This is a genomic window from Fructilactobacillus sp. X7R9C1 (assembly GCF_059901005.1).
In genome coordinates this window covers 24,437-42,132 of record NZ_JBWXVG010000003.1, presented here as the reverse complement: position 1 = coordinate 42,132, position 17,696 = coordinate 24,437, and the positions used below count along the sequence as shown (strand labels likewise).

General features: G+C 40.2%; 17 protein-coding genes. 10 read left to right on the top strand and 7 right to left on the bottom strand.

Annotated elements, in window-relative coordinates:
- The first annotated feature begins 60 nt into the window (after nt 1-60).
- The 8 genes from AC6UD0_RS02890 to AC6UD0_RS02855 all read left to right on the top strand — a co-directional run bounded on the left by AC6UD0_RS02890 (nt 61) and on the right by AC6UD0_RS02855 (nt 7,578).
- The gene (locus tag AC6UD0_RS02890; protein ID WP_500699208.1) at nt 61-585 is read left to right on the top strand and encodes a Fur family transcriptional regulator; all 525 of its coding nucleotides are present in this window, start codon (nt 61-63) and stop codon (nt 583-585) included.
- 158 nt (nt 586-743) lie between these two features.
- Complete coding sequence (locus AC6UD0_RS02885; protein WP_500696489.1) at nt 744-1,433, top strand: VIT1/CCC1 transporter family protein; 690 nt, start codon at nt 744-746, stop codon at nt 1,431-1,433.
- Between the two features lie 11 nt (nt 1,434-1,444).
- Nucleotides 1,445-2,149, top strand: coding sequence for a VIT1/CCC1 transporter family protein (locus AC6UD0_RS02880; RefSeq protein ID WP_500708097.1), 705 nt, complete (start codon nt 1,445-1,447; stop codon nt 2,147-2,149).
- A gap of 205 nt (nt 2,150-2,354) precedes the next feature.
- Nucleotides 2,355-3,563, top strand: coding sequence for a quaternary amine ABC transporter ATP-binding protein (locus AC6UD0_RS02875; RefSeq protein ID WP_500696488.1), 1,209 nt, complete (start codon nt 2,355-2,357; stop codon nt 3,561-3,563).
- Nucleotides 3,563-4,444, top strand: a complete 882-nt coding sequence (locus tag AC6UD0_RS02870) for an ABC transporter permease (protein WP_500693468.1) — start codon at nt 3,563-3,565, stop codon at nt 4,442-4,444. The genes AC6UD0_RS02875 and AC6UD0_RS02870 overlap by 1 nt, the downstream gene beginning before the upstream one ends.
- Nucleotides 4,444-5,352: a glycine betaine ABC transporter substrate-binding protein gene (locus AC6UD0_RS02865; protein WP_500708096.1), complete on the top strand. Its 909-nt coding sequence runs from the start codon at nt 4,444-4,446 to the stop codon at nt 5,350-5,352. The genes AC6UD0_RS02870 and AC6UD0_RS02865 overlap by 1 nt, the downstream gene beginning before the upstream one ends.
- Nucleotides 5,353-5,443: 91 nt before the next feature.
- Nucleotides 5,444-7,372, top strand: coding sequence for a M13 family metallopeptidase (locus AC6UD0_RS02860; protein ID WP_500708095.1), 1,929 nt, complete (start codon nt 5,444-5,446; stop codon nt 7,370-7,372).
- A gap of 38 nt (nt 7,373-7,410) precedes the next feature.
- Nucleotides 7,411-7,578: a hypothetical protein gene (locus tag AC6UD0_RS02855; RefSeq protein WP_010022596.1), complete on the top strand. Its 168-nt coding sequence runs from the start codon at nt 7,411-7,413 to the stop codon at nt 7,576-7,578.
- 50 nt (nt 7,579-7,628) lie between these two features.
- On the opposite strand, the gene AC6UD0_RS02850 is transcribed toward AC6UD0_RS02855, so the two are convergent.
- The 5 genes from AC6UD0_RS02850 to AC6UD0_RS02830 all read right to left on the bottom strand — a co-directional run bounded on the left by AC6UD0_RS02850 (nt 7,629) and on the right by AC6UD0_RS02830 (nt 14,586).
- Nucleotides 7,629-8,435, bottom strand: coding sequence for an alpha/beta hydrolase (locus AC6UD0_RS02850; RefSeq protein WP_500693465.1), 807 nt, complete (start codon nt 8,433-8,435; stop codon nt 7,629-7,631).
- A 134-nt stretch (nt 8,436-8,569) separates the two neighbouring features.
- The gene (locus AC6UD0_RS02845; RefSeq protein WP_500708094.1) at nt 8,570-9,616 is read right to left on the bottom strand and encodes a WxL protein host-binding domain-containing protein; all 1,047 of its coding nucleotides are present in this window, start codon (nt 9,614-9,616) and stop codon (nt 8,570-8,572) included.
- An 85-nt stretch (nt 9,617-9,701) separates the two neighbouring features.
- Nucleotides 9,702-12,695: a pectate lyase-like adhesive domain-containing protein gene (locus tag AC6UD0_RS02840; protein WP_500708093.1), complete on the bottom strand. Its 2,994-nt coding sequence runs from the start codon at nt 12,693-12,695 to the stop codon at nt 9,702-9,704.
- Between the two features lie 25 nt (nt 12,696-12,720).
- The gene (locus tag AC6UD0_RS02835) at nt 12,721-13,749 is read right to left on the bottom strand and encodes a WxL protein host-binding domain-containing protein (RefSeq protein ID WP_500708092.1); all 1,029 of its coding nucleotides are present in this window, start codon (nt 13,747-13,749) and stop codon (nt 12,721-12,723) included.
- 18 nt (nt 13,750-13,767) lie between these two features.
- Nucleotides 13,768-14,586 (bottom strand): hypothetical protein, encoded by an 819-nt coding sequence (locus AC6UD0_RS02830; RefSeq protein ID WP_500708091.1) that lies wholly within the window; start codon nt 14,584-14,586, stop codon nt 13,768-13,770.
- A gap of 351 nt (nt 14,587-14,937) precedes the next feature.
- Between AC6UD0_RS02830 and map the strand changes: the two genes are divergently transcribed.
- Both map and AC6UD0_RS02820 read left to right on the top strand, forming a co-directional pair.
- Nucleotides 14,938-15,738: a type I methionyl aminopeptidase gene (gene map / locus AC6UD0_RS02825; protein WP_500695297.1), complete on the top strand. Its 801-nt coding sequence runs from the start codon at nt 14,938-14,940 to the stop codon at nt 15,736-15,738.
- A 127-nt stretch (nt 15,739-15,865) separates the two neighbouring features.
- Nucleotides 15,866-16,468: a matrixin family metalloprotease gene (locus AC6UD0_RS02820; protein ID WP_500700847.1), complete on the top strand. Its 603-nt coding sequence runs from the start codon at nt 15,866-15,868 to the stop codon at nt 16,466-16,468.
- A gap of 45 nt (nt 16,469-16,513) precedes the next feature.
- On the opposite strand, the gene AC6UD0_RS02815 is transcribed toward AC6UD0_RS02820, so the two are convergent.
- Nucleotides 16,514-17,143 (bottom strand): DNA-3-methyladenine glycosylase, encoded by a 630-nt coding sequence (locus AC6UD0_RS02815; protein ID WP_500708090.1) that lies wholly within the window; start codon nt 17,141-17,143, stop codon nt 16,514-16,516.
- A 38-nt stretch (nt 17,144-17,181) separates the two neighbouring features.
- The gene (locus AC6UD0_RS02810) at nt 17,182-17,628 is read right to left on the bottom strand and encodes a universal stress protein (protein WP_500693457.1); all 447 of its coding nucleotides are present in this window, start codon (nt 17,626-17,628) and stop codon (nt 17,182-17,184) included.
- Nucleotides 17,629-17,696: the final 68 nt, after the last annotated feature.

Here is a 17,696-nt window from a genome sequence, read left to right as displayed (position 1 = left end):
GCTACTAGAATGATTATTGAAATAAAAGAGTAACATTATAATGTATGGGAGTGCATATTTATGAATGAAAAAGAGAAGAAAGAAGCGTATGGGAAAGCCATGGACATTCTTAAAAGTAACAATGTCCGAATTACCCCGCAACGACAAATTATTTTAAAGTACCTTATCGATCACAATAACCATCCTTCAGTTGAGACCATCTTCCATTTTTTGGAAGAAACCTTTCCCAACCTAAGTATGGCAACTGTTTACAATAACTTACGTTTATTTAAAAAGCTTAGAATCGTGATTGAATTGCCAAATCCAGATGGTGGATATCGCTATGACTTTTACAGTCATCCCCATTTTCACGCCATTTGTGATACCTGTGGAAAAATTATTGATATTGATGATCCAAAGTTCAAGCAAATTGATAAAGACTTACAGGACGCAACCAAACAGGTTGGATTTGATCCATCAGTTTCAAACGTTGAAGTTCATGGAATTTGTAAAGAATGTCAAGCAAAGGAAAAGGACCAACAGAGTCAAAACAAGAGCAACAACCAAAAAGTTGTTGAAATGTCCAAAACTTCATCAAAGGACTAATTAAAAAACTAATTTTATTTCAAAAATCGATCACCATGACATTTGTTCATGGTGCTTTTTTTATGCCTAATTTCTCTTTCGTGTTTACTATGTCAAGTTATTGCGGTAAAATAGTAGTTGAGCTAGATTATAATCATTATAAACTGGAGGAGTCAGTTATGTCAAAAATGAAAACATCGCTTGCCCAGAAAATCAACGTTTTGCGGGCTAGTGTTATGGGTGCCAATGATGGGATCCTATCGGTTGCTGGAATTGTCCTCGGGGTCGCTGGTGCATCAACTAGTAATTGGGCAATTCTAATTTCAGGTTTAGCGGGAATGCTTGCCGGAACGGTATCCATGACGATGGGAGAATACGTCTCGGTTAACACCCAGAAAGATTCACAACGTCAGGCAATTGATCTTGTTAAACAAGGCCTTAAAAATCATTATGATGACGAGTTTAACTACGTTAAAAATAAGTACCTTAAAACCGGAATGGCAAACGCCCTGGCTGAAAGAGCAACTTCCGAAATGATGCAAAAGGATCCCCTCACTACCGTGGTTCGTGAAAAATATTCATTTGATCGAAATGATTTCACTAATCCTTATGCCGCTGCCATCGCATCTATGATCTCGTTTCCAACTGGATCAATTCTTCCCCTGGTAACTATTTTCGTTGCACCAGCGCAATATCGCGTGCTTGGGACCTACATTGCCATCGTCTTGGCACTTTCAATCACCGGATACGTTGCTGCCATTCTTGGAAACGCTAACCGGACTAAGTCACTGATACGAAACGTCATTTCGGGGTTAGTAACCATGACCGTTGCCTACCTTGTTGGTCGTTTAGTCGGATTAGCATTTTAGGAGGTAAGCAGATGCGTCTTCATTTAAAGAAACAACTAAAAGATAATAACGACAATACCATGGATGAGAAATTGAACAATCTCCGTGCCGGCGTTCTTGGATCAAATGATGGAATTCTCACTGTCGTTGGAGTCCTTTTTTCAGTTGCTGTAGCTACTACGAATCCCCTCACCATTTTCATTGCCGGACTATCGGATCTGCTTGCCTGTGCCTTTTCAATGGCAGGAGGAGAGTATGCTTCAGTAAGTTCCCAACGTGACACTGAGGAAGCGGCCGTTAAAACCGAAAGCAAGCTTTTAAAAACCAATTTCGATGATGAAATGGCAAGTGTCGTTCAATTTTACATGAGCCGTGGGGTTAGTAAAGAAACGGCAACTGAAATTGCAAAGGATCTATTATCAAAAAAACCGCTTGAAACGGTAGTGAGCGTCAAATATGACCTTCAGTTAGGGAAATATCTAAGTCCGTGGAGTGCCGCTTTCTCGTCGCTGTGTTCTGCTGCACTTGGTGGAATTCTCCCACTACTTGCCATGACGCTGCTTCCCGTCGGACTTCAGTGGCCTGGAACTATCATCGCTGTCATCATTGCTGTAGCTATCACCGGATTCTTAAGTGCCGAACTTGGGAATGGTCTGGTGAAGATTGCGGTAATTAGAAACGTCATCGTGGGAATCATTACCATGATCATTCACTATGGGATCGGACAATTCTTCTAACACATTTCTCATCTTTTAACATTAATTTTAAAATAAAATTACATTACGAGAACCTACATCAGAGTAAGGACATAGAACCCGTAAAAACCGGTGTGCCGCGCTTTATAAATGGTAGAAAAGTTGACATATACGGTTGTACTTGTTAAGTTGGTTAATGTAGATATTTTTACTTTAATTGTCAGTGTTAATCGAAAGGAGGAGTTCTGTGGCTCAAAATAATAATGAAAAAATCAAAGTTGATCACATCACTAAAATCTTTGGTCCTCATATTAAAAAAGCACAAGAACTTTTATCTAAGGGAGAAGATAAGGCTCAAATTCTTGAAGAAACTGGTAGTACAGTTGGAGTTGATAATGCTAACTTCTCAATTAAAAACAACGAAATTTTCGTTATCATGGGACTATCTGGTTCGGGTAAGTCAACCATGTTAAGAATGTTTAATCGCTTGATTGACCCTACTTCTGGATCCATCTACTTAGATGGAGAAGACATCATGAAGTTTGATAAGAAACAATTACTTAACCTTCGTCGTAAAAAAATGAGTATGGTATTTCAAGGTTTTGGCTTACTTCCTAACCGTACCATCCTTGAAAATGCTGCTTTTGGACTTGAAGTTCAAGACGTTGACAAAGAAGAACGTGAAAAAAAGGCCCACGAATCACTAGAGATGGTGGGTCTTCACGGATACGACGATAGTTATCCAACTGAACTATCTGGTGGAATGCAACAACGAGTTGGTTTAGCACGTGCCATCACTAATGATCCTGATATTCTTTTGATGGACGAAGCTTTCTCAGCTCTTGATCCATTGAATCGGCGGGAAATGCAGAATGAATTATTGGAACTACAACGGAAGTTGCATAAAACCATTATCTTTATCAGTCATGACCTAAATGAAGCACTAAGAGTTGGTGATCGGATCATGATGATGCACGATGGCGACGTCATTCAGGTTGATACACCAGAAGACTTACTTGATCATCCTAAAAATGATTACGTTAAGAAATTCATCGAAAACGTTGATCGTTCTAAGATTCTTACCGCATACAACGTCATGGTTAAGCCAAATACCGTTAATATCGAAAAAGACGGTCCTAAGTTAGCCCTTCGTCGGATGAAGGAAGACCAAATCTCAAGTATCTTTGTTGTTGATTCACAAGACCACTTCGTTGGAATTGTCGACGCTGATGACGTCAACGAAATGATTGATAAACACGAAAAAGATCTTCACATCGCATTAAAAACAAATGTTCCAACTACTGCTCCAAGTACACCAATCGGTGACTTGTTCAATGCCATCTCTAAATCACCAATCCCATACGCGGTGGTTGATGACGAAAAACATCTGAAGGGTATTATTTTAAGAAGTGCCGTTCTTGATGCCATGGCTACGAAGAAAGGAGGAGATAACTAATGAATAGTTTGTTATCTATCGCTAGCATTGGTGCAATTCCCATTGCCAAGTGGGTCAATGACTTTTTTGCTTGGTTAACTGGATTTGCTGGTTTCTTTAATGCAATTACGCTTTTCTTAAATACCGTTATGAACGGAATCCAATGGGTTTTTGACATTATCCCAATTTGGTTGTTTATTGTCATTATCCTACTTGGAACCTGGTTCTTATTTCGCAAAACAAAACACTGGGGCTTCATGCTCTTTGAACTTCTTGGCTTCCTTTTAATCTGGAACCAAGGATACTGGCGGGACATGACTCAAACTTTGGACTTGGTTCTGACAACCTGCCTTTTAATCGTCATCATTGGAGTTCCACTTGGAACCTGGATGGCTAAAAGTAAAATTGTGGAAACTATTGTGAGTCCAATCATGTCATTTCTTCAAACCATGCCAGCTTTCGTTTACTTGATCCCTGCCGTTGCTTTATTCGGAATCGGTCAAGTTCCTGGTGTATTTGCTTCCGTAATCTTCTCAATTCCACCAATCGTCAACATGACCAACCTTGGAATTAGACAAGTCCCAAGTGAATACCTTGAAGTATCGGAATCATTTGGTTGTACCGCATGGCAAAAACTCTTCAAAGTTCAGTTCCCACTAGCAAAACCAACCGTTATGTCAGGGATTAACCAGGGAATCATGCTTGCCCTCTCAATGGTAGTTATTGCTTCAATGATCGGTACAATGGGGCTTGGAGAAGCCGTTTACTTTGCCGTTGGTAGAAATGATGTTGGTACTGGTTTTGCAGCGGGTATCGCAATCGTTATTCTTGCCATTGTTCTTGATAAAATCAGTAAAGGCCTTGGTGGTGCCAATAAAGCTGATGCAAGAGCAAATAAATAATGAATAAAAAATTTACAAAATGGATTCTAGGAATCACTTCCGCGTTACTTTTAGCGGTAACTCTAACCGCATGTAGTGTAAATCCACCAAAGTACAATCCCAACGCTAAAGTTGGACCACAAGTTAACTACACAATAACTGGAATTGATTCCGGAGCCGGAATCATGTCATCAACCACCAAGGCGCTAAACACTTATGGACTTAAGAAGGAAAAATGGCAACTTCAAGCTAGTTCTACTGCTGCCATGCTTTCATCTCTTGATAAAGCGCTCAAGTACAAACAACCAATCGTAATTACTGGTTGGACCCCGCACTGGATGTTTCAAAAGTATCCCATCAAGTTCTTAAAAGATCCAAAGAACGCTTATGGTAAGGGTGAACACATTCAAACTATCATCCACAAGGGATTTGAAAAGAAAAATCCTGGAGCAACAAAACTTCTCAGACAATTCCACTGGAACGACGAATTAATGAGTGAAGTCATGTTTAAGATTGATAAGGGTGAAAATGCTGAAAAAGCCTCAAAAGAATTCATCAATAAACACCCCGAACTAGTTAAACAGTGGCTTAACGGTGTTCCTGAGGGACACGGTCAACCCGTTAAACTGGTCCTCGTTTCCTGGGATTCCGAATTGTCATCATCCAACGTGGTTGCTCAACTGCTACGGATGAAGGGTTATAAACCAACCCTTTCAGCAATGGAAGCTCAACCAATGTGGACGGCCCTTTCAACTGGATCGGCCGATGCTTCAACTGCTGGTTGGTTGCCAACAACGATGGCACCGATGTACAAGAAGTACAAAAACAACGTTGAAATCGTTGGTACCAGTATTGACAAGGCTAAAGTTGGCTTAGCTGTTCCGAAGTACATGAAGAACGTTAACTCAATTGAAGACCTAAATAAATAAATAATCGAAAAAAATGAGTCTCATGAACAACATTCATGGGACTTTTTTGATACCATTTAATTATGAGAAAAAATTCGAAAGGACAATGACTATGACTAACAAAGAATTTCCAATTGATAAGTCGGAACTAAAAACCGACTTCTATGACGCCATTAATGGAGCATGGATTAAACAAGCAACCATCCCGTCTGATCACTCTTCAACCGGTGGTTTCATGGATCTAGTTGATGATATCGACAAGACCTTAATGAAGGATTCAGCCGACCTATCAAGTGGTCAATTAACCGCTAAAACCCCCGAACTCGAAGAATACAAAAAGTTCTATAACATGACTAATAACTTCAAAAAGCGTGATGAAGATGGCGTTAAGCCTTTAAAGCCAGTCCTTGACCGAATCAGTAATCTGGAAAATTACAATGATTTAAACGATCAGCTCCCCGATTGGATCCTTTCTGGACTCCCAACCCCATTTTCATTGGGACTTGATCCTGACATGAAGAATGCGAAAGTGAACGCCCTCTTTGCGAGTGGACCTTCCCTTTTTATGCCAGATAAAACTTACTACGAAAAAGATAATGAAGCGGCCAAAACCTTAATGCCAATCTTCATTCAAATGACCACCAAGTTATTTGAAATGGCTGGATATAGTGAGAACGACAGTCAAAAGATCGTTGAAAATGCGGTTGAATTTGATCGCTTAATCGCCCCAAACGTCAAGTCAGCTGAAGAAGCTGCTGACTACAGTAAAATGTACAACCCAGAAAGTACCGACGAATTAGCTCGGTCAACCAATGCCTTGAACCTAAAGGAAGCCATTAACCAATTAGTGGGTACCCTTCCTGAAAAGATCATCGTCACCGAACCCCAATTCTTTAGTAATCTTTCCGAACTTTTAACTTCATCTCACTTCCAGCTTATGAAGGACTGGATGCTTGTGAAGACACTTAATGGGTACAGTGGCGCTCTCTCAGACGAATTCCGGGTAGTTGGTGGGACCTATAGTAGATCGCTCTCAGGCAAGAAGGAAGCCACTAATAAAAAGAAGGCCGCCTACTACCTTGCATCAGGAACTTTTGATCAAGTGGTTGGTGACTACTACGGTAAAAAATACTTTGGTGAAAAAGCCAAAGCTGACGTTCATCAAATGGTTGATAGTATGATCGACGTATATAAAAACCGACTTTCAAACAACCAATGGTTAAGCGACGACACTAAGAAGATGGCAACTAAAAAGCTTTCTACCCTTGGAGTTCAAGTCGGATATCCTGATGAACTAGATCCGCTTTACAAGAAATTTCACGTTACCGAGGAAAAAGATGGTGGCACGGTTTTAAGTAACCTACTTAACTTTGAAAAAATTGCCAACCAAGACGAATTCTCAAAGTGGAACAAACCAGTGGAAAGAGAACGTTGGGAAATGAGTGCCAACACCGTGAATGCTTACTATCATCCCTTTAAAAACATCATTGTCTTCCCGGCCGCCATTCTACAAGCACCATTTTACAGTTTAGATCAACCCGAAAGCGCTAATTATGGCGGAATCGGAGCGGTTATGGCTCATGAAATTTCACACGCCTTTGACAATAATGGCTCTTTATTCGACCAGTATGGTAACCTGAATAATTGGTGGACCAAGTCCGATCACGAACACTTCTCCAAGTTAGCCCAGAAAATGATTGACGAATTCAACGGCATTCCATTTGCGGGTGGTAAAGTTAACGGTAACCTGACCGTCTCAGAGAATATCGCTGATGCGGGTGGTCTTAGCTGTGCTGAAGAAGCCGCTAAAAATGGTGATGACACTGACTTATACCAGTTCTTTACCAACTGGGGTCGGATTTGGCGAATGAAAGCCACCCCAGAATACCAGAATCTATTACTATCAATTGACGTGCATGCACCTGCTCCACTTCGAGCATCTGTTCAAGTTAAGAATCTTGATGACTTTTACACAACTTTTGACGTAACCGCCAAAGATCAGATGTACTTAAAACCTGATAAACGAGTTCAAATCTGGTAGGATGTAAGTGAAAAATAGAACAGATGGGAGTGCATAATATGAAACTTACTGATTATATCGATAAACAAATTCAATTCTTAGACCAACAATTACAAGATGCTAAAGACAAGAGTGAAGTTAAGGGTCAATACCTCATTGAATCAAAGATTAACGAACTTCAAGCATTAAGCCGTGCCGTTGAAAAAGGTGTCGTTAACCAACTCTAATTAAAACAAAAGCGAGATCACATTAATTTGTGATCTCGCTTTTTGTTTGATTATTCAGCGAACAGGAATCTTTCAATAATTCTTGAAGCCATCTGATTGTTTAATAACTTACTGTGTTGACCTGATCTTCCGCTTACTTTAATTTCCTGATAGTCAGAGCCCGGGACAAGCTTTCTTAATTCACGAGCAGACGAAGTAGTAACTCGTCCGTCAGATTTATTTGTCTTGCTCAATTGTCCGTAAACGTTGAGAACACTCACACCCTTCGGAAAACTCTTAGAAGCATCCTTTAATTCACTAACTTTCGGGTAGCGATGGTTCATAACATCAGTTACCGGCATGATGCCCTTGTATGGTCCACCAATTGATATGAACTTGGTCAGTCGCATATGATTCGATTCTTGACCATATGCCACGGCGTTCTGATAAATCGTTAGACTCCCAGAACCAAATCCTAAAGCATTATATTGTTGATAATGGTACTTATGATTTAAATGAACGAGAATCTCATTCAGCCACTTCGCCTGAATTACCGTGGAAGCAGTATTGTCGGTAAAGTTGACCTTGATAATCGGATACTTAGCGTGTACATTTCCGTTAGGATGGTAATAAATCTTACCGTCCGGATAAACATTAATCTTCATGGCATACTCGCCGCCCTCACGACTAGAAGTAACCGTCAGGTGGTTAGCAGCCTTGGAAGTTTTATTTAGGTCTGATACAAATAAAATGGGGGTGTGTTCGCCACGCTTTACACCATCAACGTTGATCCCAAATTCAATAAAAAGAAAACCAGCCACAACAATGGCAATTCCAATCGCAAATAAAAAAATGTTTTTCTTTGCTGCTTTTTCCAAAAAATCACTCTTCCTTTGTTCATAAATTAGGAATCCCAGTGACACAAAAATCCCGCACAAAAAATCCGGAACACGCAAGCACCGGTTTCCAAATAATAATACACAATTGTGTATGAAACATAGTCTTATTAGATTTATAGCTCATCTTGTTTTCTTCCGGCAAAAAAGAAATAAAGACAGATACCAATGATACCCAACAACAATATTAACATAACCAACCAGAAGATGCTCTTTGAAACCGCTTTATTTATTGAATGAGTCGCTGAAATTGGGTTATTGACAGTAAACCCACGCGTAAAGTTCCAGACCTTAGTTCCCTTAAATTGAGGATCATTAGAAATCATTTTTAAGTGAAGCAAATAGCGTCCGTTCGGTAATTGGTTAGCGGACTTAGGAACCAGGTAATTAAACGAACTATTAGGCGCGATTACGGCATCAAAAGTTGTATGTGAGTCTAAAGCATTCATACTGTTAATCGGTGTAACGTCAGTCTTAATCTTGGTTTTTCCAAGCACCGCCGCCCTGTCATTTGATAACTTGACTTCCATCAAATTAGGATTACTAGCATTCAGCATCTTAATCCCATTCATTTTGATGTTAGCAGGTTGTTTTCCGTGTTTTAACTGAATTCCAACCGAATATGAATACAGTGAATTGACTGGTGATGACGACTGGTTGCCATTATCTTCGACAACGTAAAGGCCACCAAGAATGGTTCCCTTGAAGTCTTGAAATCGCCTGTCATTCGGAACATTTAGATTTAAAACAACGGTTTGCTTTTGTTGCGGTTGAAGTGAAATCGACTGATCGGAAGTTTTAGCAAAAGTTACCAACTTCTCAATCGGAAATTGACGGTTATTAGTTTTCTCTTTATTAGCGTAACTAATCGTAGGAGCTCCAGAAGTAGTAGCGGGATTAACTCCCAATTTAACCTTTAATGGCATGTTAGTGCTTCGGTTAATCAATTTGATTTTTAGCTGTTGTTTCATCCCAGGAGTTGCCTTAATATCGAAATAATCAGCCCTTTTTTGTTGGCCTTTCACATCTTTAATCTGAGGAAGAACTTCCAGTGGGACCTGATTTTGTGTATCGGCCTGGGTAAAAACACTTCCAAGTAAGAAGAAAAGAACAAAAGCACCGAGTGCAACCATCATCACCATTAATCTTTGAACTACTTTCATTATAACGCCACTCCAATTTCCAAGTTTAATCATTCATTACGCACAAAAGACGACAACAATTCTTAAATTATCATCGTCTTAATCATTAGTCGCCCTCAGAAGGCCCGTGAGACAAGTTCCAAGTCAGCGTTCCACTAGAGTTCTGTGAATTGCCACCGAGACCCGCTTTATTATCCTTTAAAACTTCTTCATCTAGGTTCAATTTAATGTTATCCAAATTCCAAAATGTCTGATAGGTTGAATTATCTAAACTCACATCATTACTTGAGACAATCGGGGTTTCCTGTCCATTAAAGTTGACGAGGTCGGAAAGATTGTTTCCCGTTTTATTCCACTGCGTAAGTCCCATGCCACTTGGGGTACTTAATTCTTGGAGAAAACCATCACCAAGTGGGGACCCACCCAAAAGTAACGATGCATCATTTAACAGGTTTCCTTGATTATCATTTGCTGTAGCCGTAACCGATAAGTTCCAACCGTCATCATTTATTTCGCTACCAACAGAATTAGTAAACTGGGTAAAGATCCCTGGCTTCGAACTATTTGGATTGTAAGCTAACGAAGTTCCCTGCTCAGAAATTGGAACCGCCAAATGACCATTAATCGGTGACGCATTCCCACCGTTCATGTTAAATTGCATGCTTTGAGGAACTGCGTCGAGTCTTAACATTGCCGGATCATTATTGTCAGCAGGGTTGTTAGCTCCCGCAACTTGGTCACCCGGATCGACAATTTGTGGAAAGCCATTGTCATCCTGTGTTTGCGGTTGATATGGATTAATCACCCCTGGGCTATTAACACCGTCAACTGGTTCTGGGGTCTCCTTCGTGTAAAACCAGCTGGAATCATTATATCCAGCGGCAAAAGCCGTAATGGTTTCGTTCGCAGTCAGGTAGGTTTGCTGTCCGTTCTTTTTAGGCAACGTATAATTGAAGTGCCCGTTAGAATCAGTCTTAGCGACGTACTCCCTTTTGGAAATATTATCAGGAGCTTTGGGTTGAAACATTGGATATCCAAAGGCGTAACCATCATTTGGGATACTATCGTTGTTACCAACATTGGGTTGGATATTCGGATCACCAGTTAAACTAACATATGCATTTGCATAGGGAGCACCGTTGTCATCCGTGACGGTTCCGTCAATCTGGTACGAGTACTTCGAATCCCTTGCATCATTTAATGAATGGTCAAACTGCAGGTTACCTTCAGACTGGGAAGTCCCCACCTTTAAACGAGAGTATTGATATGGATCAAACGAAGTGGGTTGAAAGGTATCATTTGGATATGACCAGCCACTAGCCGGTGATTGTTCCCAACTCCACTGAGGCGAACCGTCATTATCAGAATTAGTTAAGTTCCAAGCTGAGAATGGTTGATTAGCACCAAACTCAATTTGTCCGCTCCCGGTTGTACGACCGCGATTAACCGAAATAATTGGTTCGTTAACCGGATGACTATAATTACTCATCCGCAGATCGCCATACCCTAGTTTACGTAAATCAACGTTCCCAGTTAGCGACTGAATTGCCATTCTTGAGTCATTATTTTGAACATTTTTATCAATGTTTAAGGTTGGCTGTTGATCAGAACCTGGGTCAAGTCCAGCAACCTGATTAGGAGCAAAGGTAATGTCACCGTTAGCAAATATGCCCGGACGATTAGTTGCTGGGCTTCCGTAACCATGATTACTATTGACCGTTAGGGTTGAACTCCCAATATTAATTCCAGATTGAGCACTACTATTTGCTCGATTATAAGAAGTGATGGCCGTATGACCAGGCGTCATATCAATATTAACCTTGGAGTAATTACCAATACTAAAGTCATTTTGGTTATTTCCACGCCCCAGATCAAATCCAGAAGTTTGACCTGAACTGTTGCTATTACCACCACCAACTGAGTTTTTAGCGGTCGCATCCATATCGACATTGACATTGTTACCAATCGCAATCTGACCCAGATTAAAGGGTTGACCAGTATTAGGATTAGTGGGAACATTTTGAATCCGCTGATCCCATCGTTCGTCTCCCCAGTCACCAATTTCAAAATTAGGAAGAGAAGAATTGTTATTACTGGTGGTTTTAACGTTAGTTGGATTGGAACTGTCATTACTGTCGGCAATCCACAATGCACATGCTTCCATCAGTTGTTGACCACCAAAGGAAATATTAGTATTAGTTCGCCCCATCGCTGAATACCGATTAACCTGGTTCAACCGGATTTGGCCCTTTAAAACGTCTAATCCACCATAGTTAACAAACGGTTGGGAACCAGTATACGAATAATTGGTGTAAGTTTGTACATCACCATGAATTCCACCGTTGCTATCACAAAACATCCCATAATAATTACCACCATACACGTTCAAGTTGTTAACCTGAACGTCTGGAAACTGGGATGTCCCATTCGAATTGCTTCTATTATTTCCATGCCAATCAAAACTATTACCGCCTAAATCAACCGTTGGACCATTAACGTGTTGATCGTCCGGATTACTATTAGAAGCGGTAACTTGTCCGTCGACCACCAGATTGCCACTTAGACGAGAAGCAGCCTGGACCTGTCGCATTCCGGTATCAGGAGCGGCAAAATCATTTGCAATTAAAATATGATCGACGTTTGAATTCTGGATGGCCGCAACAAAACTACTCCAGTCGCCCACCGAGACAGTCGATAAATCAGCCGTTTTAATTTGCGCAGCCGACAACTTGGTGGCTGGCACGTACTTACCCGCCTTAAAATCACTTTCGTCATTCTGACTTTCTTGCATTAATTGTGTGTACTTACCATTCTTTTGGTCCATATCATGGTTACTTAAGGTTTTTGTCTTCTGGTCGTTTCCAGATGACGCCTGATCCGGATTATCACTATTTGAACTTGTCTTTTTAAACGAACTACTTTGACTAGCAGAATGAGCATGACTAGCTGATGAACTAGCTGTTTGAGGATTACTTTCGGCCTTTACTGAAGCAGAACGATTTGAACTCGTTGTATATAAGAATAGGATCGTACAAGCCACTATAAATAATATGGTCACCCTACCGAGAATTACTCGTTGGATCCATTTATCCTTTTTCACCGTTCATTCCTCCCCAATTTAAAAATTACACCTTGTGTTTTCGATGATTAAATATTACTAGAGATGCCAAAATTGTGACAATCAGGCCTAACGCAGTTATAATTCCGATCATAATCAAGAGTGTTCGATCTGAAAATGTCCTGATGTAGTCAACCAGACTAACGATAAATTCCCTTTGTAATTTAACGTGACTAGGTGATTCATTAACTGAATTCTTACCACTGAGATTAACGGTGGCAACGTACCTACCGGGCAATAATTGTTTATTTAGTGGTTGTTTGATCGCAAATTCACTGTTGGGCGCAACCTGACCCCTTCTAATCTTGGTACTTGTCATAATTCGGTTCAGCGTCACGTTCTTCAACGTTGCATTAGCCTTCACGTCATCTAACATGGCCGGTTTTTTATTTACTAGTCCAAAAGTAAACATTGCATGCTTGACGGCATCCTTCTTGAGATCGTTTTTGGTTGCCTCAATCTCACTACCTTGCGGTTTCCCTTTTCTAACCTCAATCGGGATGGTGTAAGAAAATTGATTATTAATCTCACCTTTAACTGCCGGCGCATCTTGTGTAAAAGTCACTGCGCCAAGAATTTCGCCATTAAAGTCGCGAAACTTATCATTATTTAGGTTAAGGGACATTTTCACGATCCGAGTTTGCCTGGGAGCTAACTGAAAATCACGATCACTTAACTCATTAAATGAGACCACTTGGCGCATGTTAACGGGTAATCCACGAAACTGACTTTGATTATTATTAAAAAATAACGCCAACTTAGATGATGTAGACGCAGAATCAACTCGGGTGCTAATCTGACAAGCGTTGGTTTTACTTAAGTTAGTTAACGAGACAGCAATTGGATAATCACGTGCTTGGTTAGTTATAATCTGGTAGTATGAATTATCATGTGATACATGATAATTGTCATCAATCTTGACCTGGATTGGGGCCGTACTGCTCATACTAGCAGCCGAAGTCGTCAAAGTGGCCAAGACTACCACCATAAATAAAGCAATCAGCGTGATTAATAGTGCTTTAACGAACTTTTTCATAATTAGTGTCCTAACTTTTTAGTGAACCTGAGGAGCATAATTCCAATCAATTGTGCCGTTGTATTCATTATCTTGACTAGGGACTTTATCATAGCCAGTAAAACTATTACTATTAAACGGAACTTCCAGGCGGAAATCTCCTAACGTCCATGCTAATTCATACACGCCAAACGAACCAACCGGAGTCATTGACTGATCAGCGGGGCCATTATTAGTATTCGACAACATTACCGGAGCATCTGCATCAGTCGTAATGGTGGTCGTTCCAATGTTGTCTGGTGACGCTGGTTGTGAGATATTATTGTACACAGCATCCCCAATGTCATATTGAAACAGTTGGGTATTCTTTAATTCAATGTACGCTCCGGGAAGGGCATCTCCATCACCGTTAACAAACCCGTTTCCATTCCCATCGGCTTCAAGCGTGGCCTTTAACTCCATTGGTCCGGTATCACCAAAGTCATGAACTTGGACAAACACAAAGTTATTCTGACTTCCATCTTTAGACGTGCTAGAGCCACTTGAAGTTAACGGACTATCCGCAAAATGTGGGTCACTGAGAGCCTGAAAGGTTAAATCTTTGGGGACATAATCGACGGCATCTTGATCATTATTCTCACCAGCCGCTCCATTAGCACCAATGTTGGAATTTTCACTTGGGGTAAAGGGATTGATGATTGGAACATTAAATCTTCCCTGCACGTTTAGGCCCACGTTGGTATCATTATTTTGGGAGTAATCAACTAACCCATCGGCTCTTACAACTCTGGAAAATAGGCACACTAACAAAACCATGCTGCATAGAAAAAGCCCTACATATTTAACTTTTGCTACCAAACTCGTCGCCTCTTTTATCTCAAAGAATAAAAAGTAATCTTCTTTAACAACAACTTGTTAACTAAACCAGATATCTTGCTTCATATTTTAGAATAATTATTAATTTATCACTTAATTAATTGATATTGTAACACGATCCCCATCAATCTTTAAATTTTATAAAAATAAATGTGATGTTCTTTCACAAAGACGTCGGTTAATTTATGATTAGAAATAATAGGCCCAGTAGTGATATATTAGAGGTGTGAGATTTTAACTAAACTTGGTAATTAAAAATCATTTTTATGCTTTATTTAATTTTAATTATGGAAGAAAAAACAATTTATCCAACTAATAAAAGGAGATATTCACTTGATTACTTTAAAATCGGATCGTGAAATTAAAAAAATGGCCGAGTCTGGTGCAGTGCTAGCCGGTGTCCACAATGGTTTGAAAAAAATCATTAAGCCGGGTGTCGATACTTGGGAAATTGAAGAATTCGCTGACAAGTACATTACCGACCACGGGGCTACTCCATCAGAGAAGGGCTTTGACGGATATAACTACGGGACTTGCATCTCAATCAACAATGAAGTTGCCCATGGAATCCCGCGTCGGGGCTTAAAATTAAAGGAAGGCGACATTGTCAAAGTTGACATGTGTGTCAATAAAGACGGTTTTGAAAGTGACTCCTGCTGGTCATACGCGGTTGGTGAAGTCTCACCTAAGATCAAGAAACTCATGGAAGTTACTAAAAAGGGACTTTACCTTGGCATTGACCAAGCTCAAGTTGGTAATCGAATTGGAGACATTGGTGCTGCCATTCAACACTACGTTGAAGACGAAAACCATATGGGTGATGTCCGAGAATTAATTGGACATGGCATCCAGCCTTCCATTCATGAGGATCCAGCTGTTCCAGCTTATGGGGTTGCCGGTCATGGAATGCGTCTCAGACCGGGCATGACCATTACCATTGAACCAATGGTTAACCTCGGTACTTGGAAAATCAAAGATGACTATGATAAAAAAGACGATTGGACCTATTACGTTAGCCAAGATGGTTCATACTCAGCTCAATACGAACACACCTTAGCAATCACCGAAGATGGTCCTAAAATTCTCACTTCTCAGGATCACGTTGCTGACGCTAAATACATGTTCAAAAAATAAAAGTAATGAAAATGGATCCGAAATCATTAAGAATTTCGGACCCATTTCTTTTTTGTTCTCCATTCTGTTTCGCTATGCTAAGATGGATTTGTTTCAGACTAAATCAGGGATGAAAGGTGGACCAAAAATGAAAAAATCAATCAAAATTGTGGGAACCCTAATGGTATTATTAGTTTCAATGATTGCCTTTAGTTCTTTCACGAGCTCGACCACTGAAGCTGATCAGAAAGTTGACCCTAACATTGGTTTTCGTTATGAACACCCCACCGCCAAATACTATATTCGGAGAGGAACTCCCCAATCGTACCAAACTATCATTGAACAAGCTGCCAGAAACTGGAATAAAACGCATGCTTTTACCTGGATTCGTTCCAAAACCAAAGTTCCGACAACCATTGGTACTACCAATAGTAATACTGGATTCTGGAAGGGCAATCGGTACGCTGGAGTTACTTTGAATCTCACTAAAACCGTCAACGTTAAAAATCACACTTATCAGTCAGGTGCCAAAATCACGCTCAATCCGCGGGTAATGAGCAACATGGAATACACTTACAAACAGCAATTGCTAACAACCGAACACGAATTTGGTCATGCAATGGGACTTAAGCACAATCACGCTCAAGAAAGTATCATGTTCCCAAATGACACCTACTATAATTCACTTGATCCTAATCAGATTGGTCTTAGTGACATTCATGGTTTAAAAAACCTGTACAATGAAAAATAAAACAATTTTAAAGGGATGCTACTTTCATAAAGTAGCATCCCTTCCTTATTTCCATCCGTATGTTTTTAAATCCATATCACGCTTAGGTATCTTAGACACATAAGGGTTCCCTTTAACGTAGAAACGATACGGCTTGTCCGTCCAAGTTCCTCGGTCACTAACCCCAATTCGTCCCGATTCGACCACTTCTTTTGGGACTTTCACATGATCAATGTCTAAGTCAAGGGCGGTGTTACCAAGCTCAATCAAGTTCATATCCTTGTCATAAATCCCCAAGGCATCCATTAATTTTCCCGGGCCATTAGTCAATTCAAAACCATTTTTCTTACGATTTTGTTTCATCAAGTCAATCCCTTGATAAGGTTCGATTCCACGAATCAAAATTCCCTCTGGTACGTCCTTAGCCTGAGCAGCAACGTCCAAACAAAGTCGACCATGAATGGAGTAGATATAAATCGTGCCAGGAACACCATACAAGGCTTCGTTCGATGGGTTCCTTTTCCCCTGATAGGCATGCGCTGCTGAATCTCTTTGTCCCAGGTAGGCTTCCGCTTCGGTAACGTATCCGCTCATCAACCCCTTTGGAGAATGATAAACCAGTAACGTTCCAAGCATCTTTTTAGTAATCTCATCGGTGGTACCTTCATTAAAAAAATCTCTTAACTTATCTGACAAAACCCTTACCTACCCTACCTATTATTAAAAACTTTAGACTAACGAATGATAATAGTTGAAATTTTAGACTGCTTAACCAGTTTAACACTAATACTACGATTACCGTGTTCACCGGTCGCATCAGCTCCACAAATTAAGAGATCTGCCTTAAACTTGGGAGCAATGGCATCCAAGATTTCATCGTCAATGTTCCCACCAACCGAAATAATGGGAGTTACGTCCTCCACGCCAGCGTCACTTGCTCGATCGGTGTAATTACCAACCACTTCTCGTAAATGATCCCGTTTTGCTTCGATTTTACTTGGTGTTAAAGAATCATAAATATTAATATCATTATTTTCTAACACCGAGCAAATTCCAAGTGCCGCATGAAACTTAATGGCAATAGTAACTGCGTAACGAAAAGCCCGTTGCGTTGACTTACTATCGTCGGGATCAACTGTCAATAAAATCCTTTCAAATGTCAATGGTTTAAATTTTTCCATTGTCTTCATCCCCTTTCAATAACATCATATCATTAATTTTATGATTTTTAATAAAAAAATAATCAGTA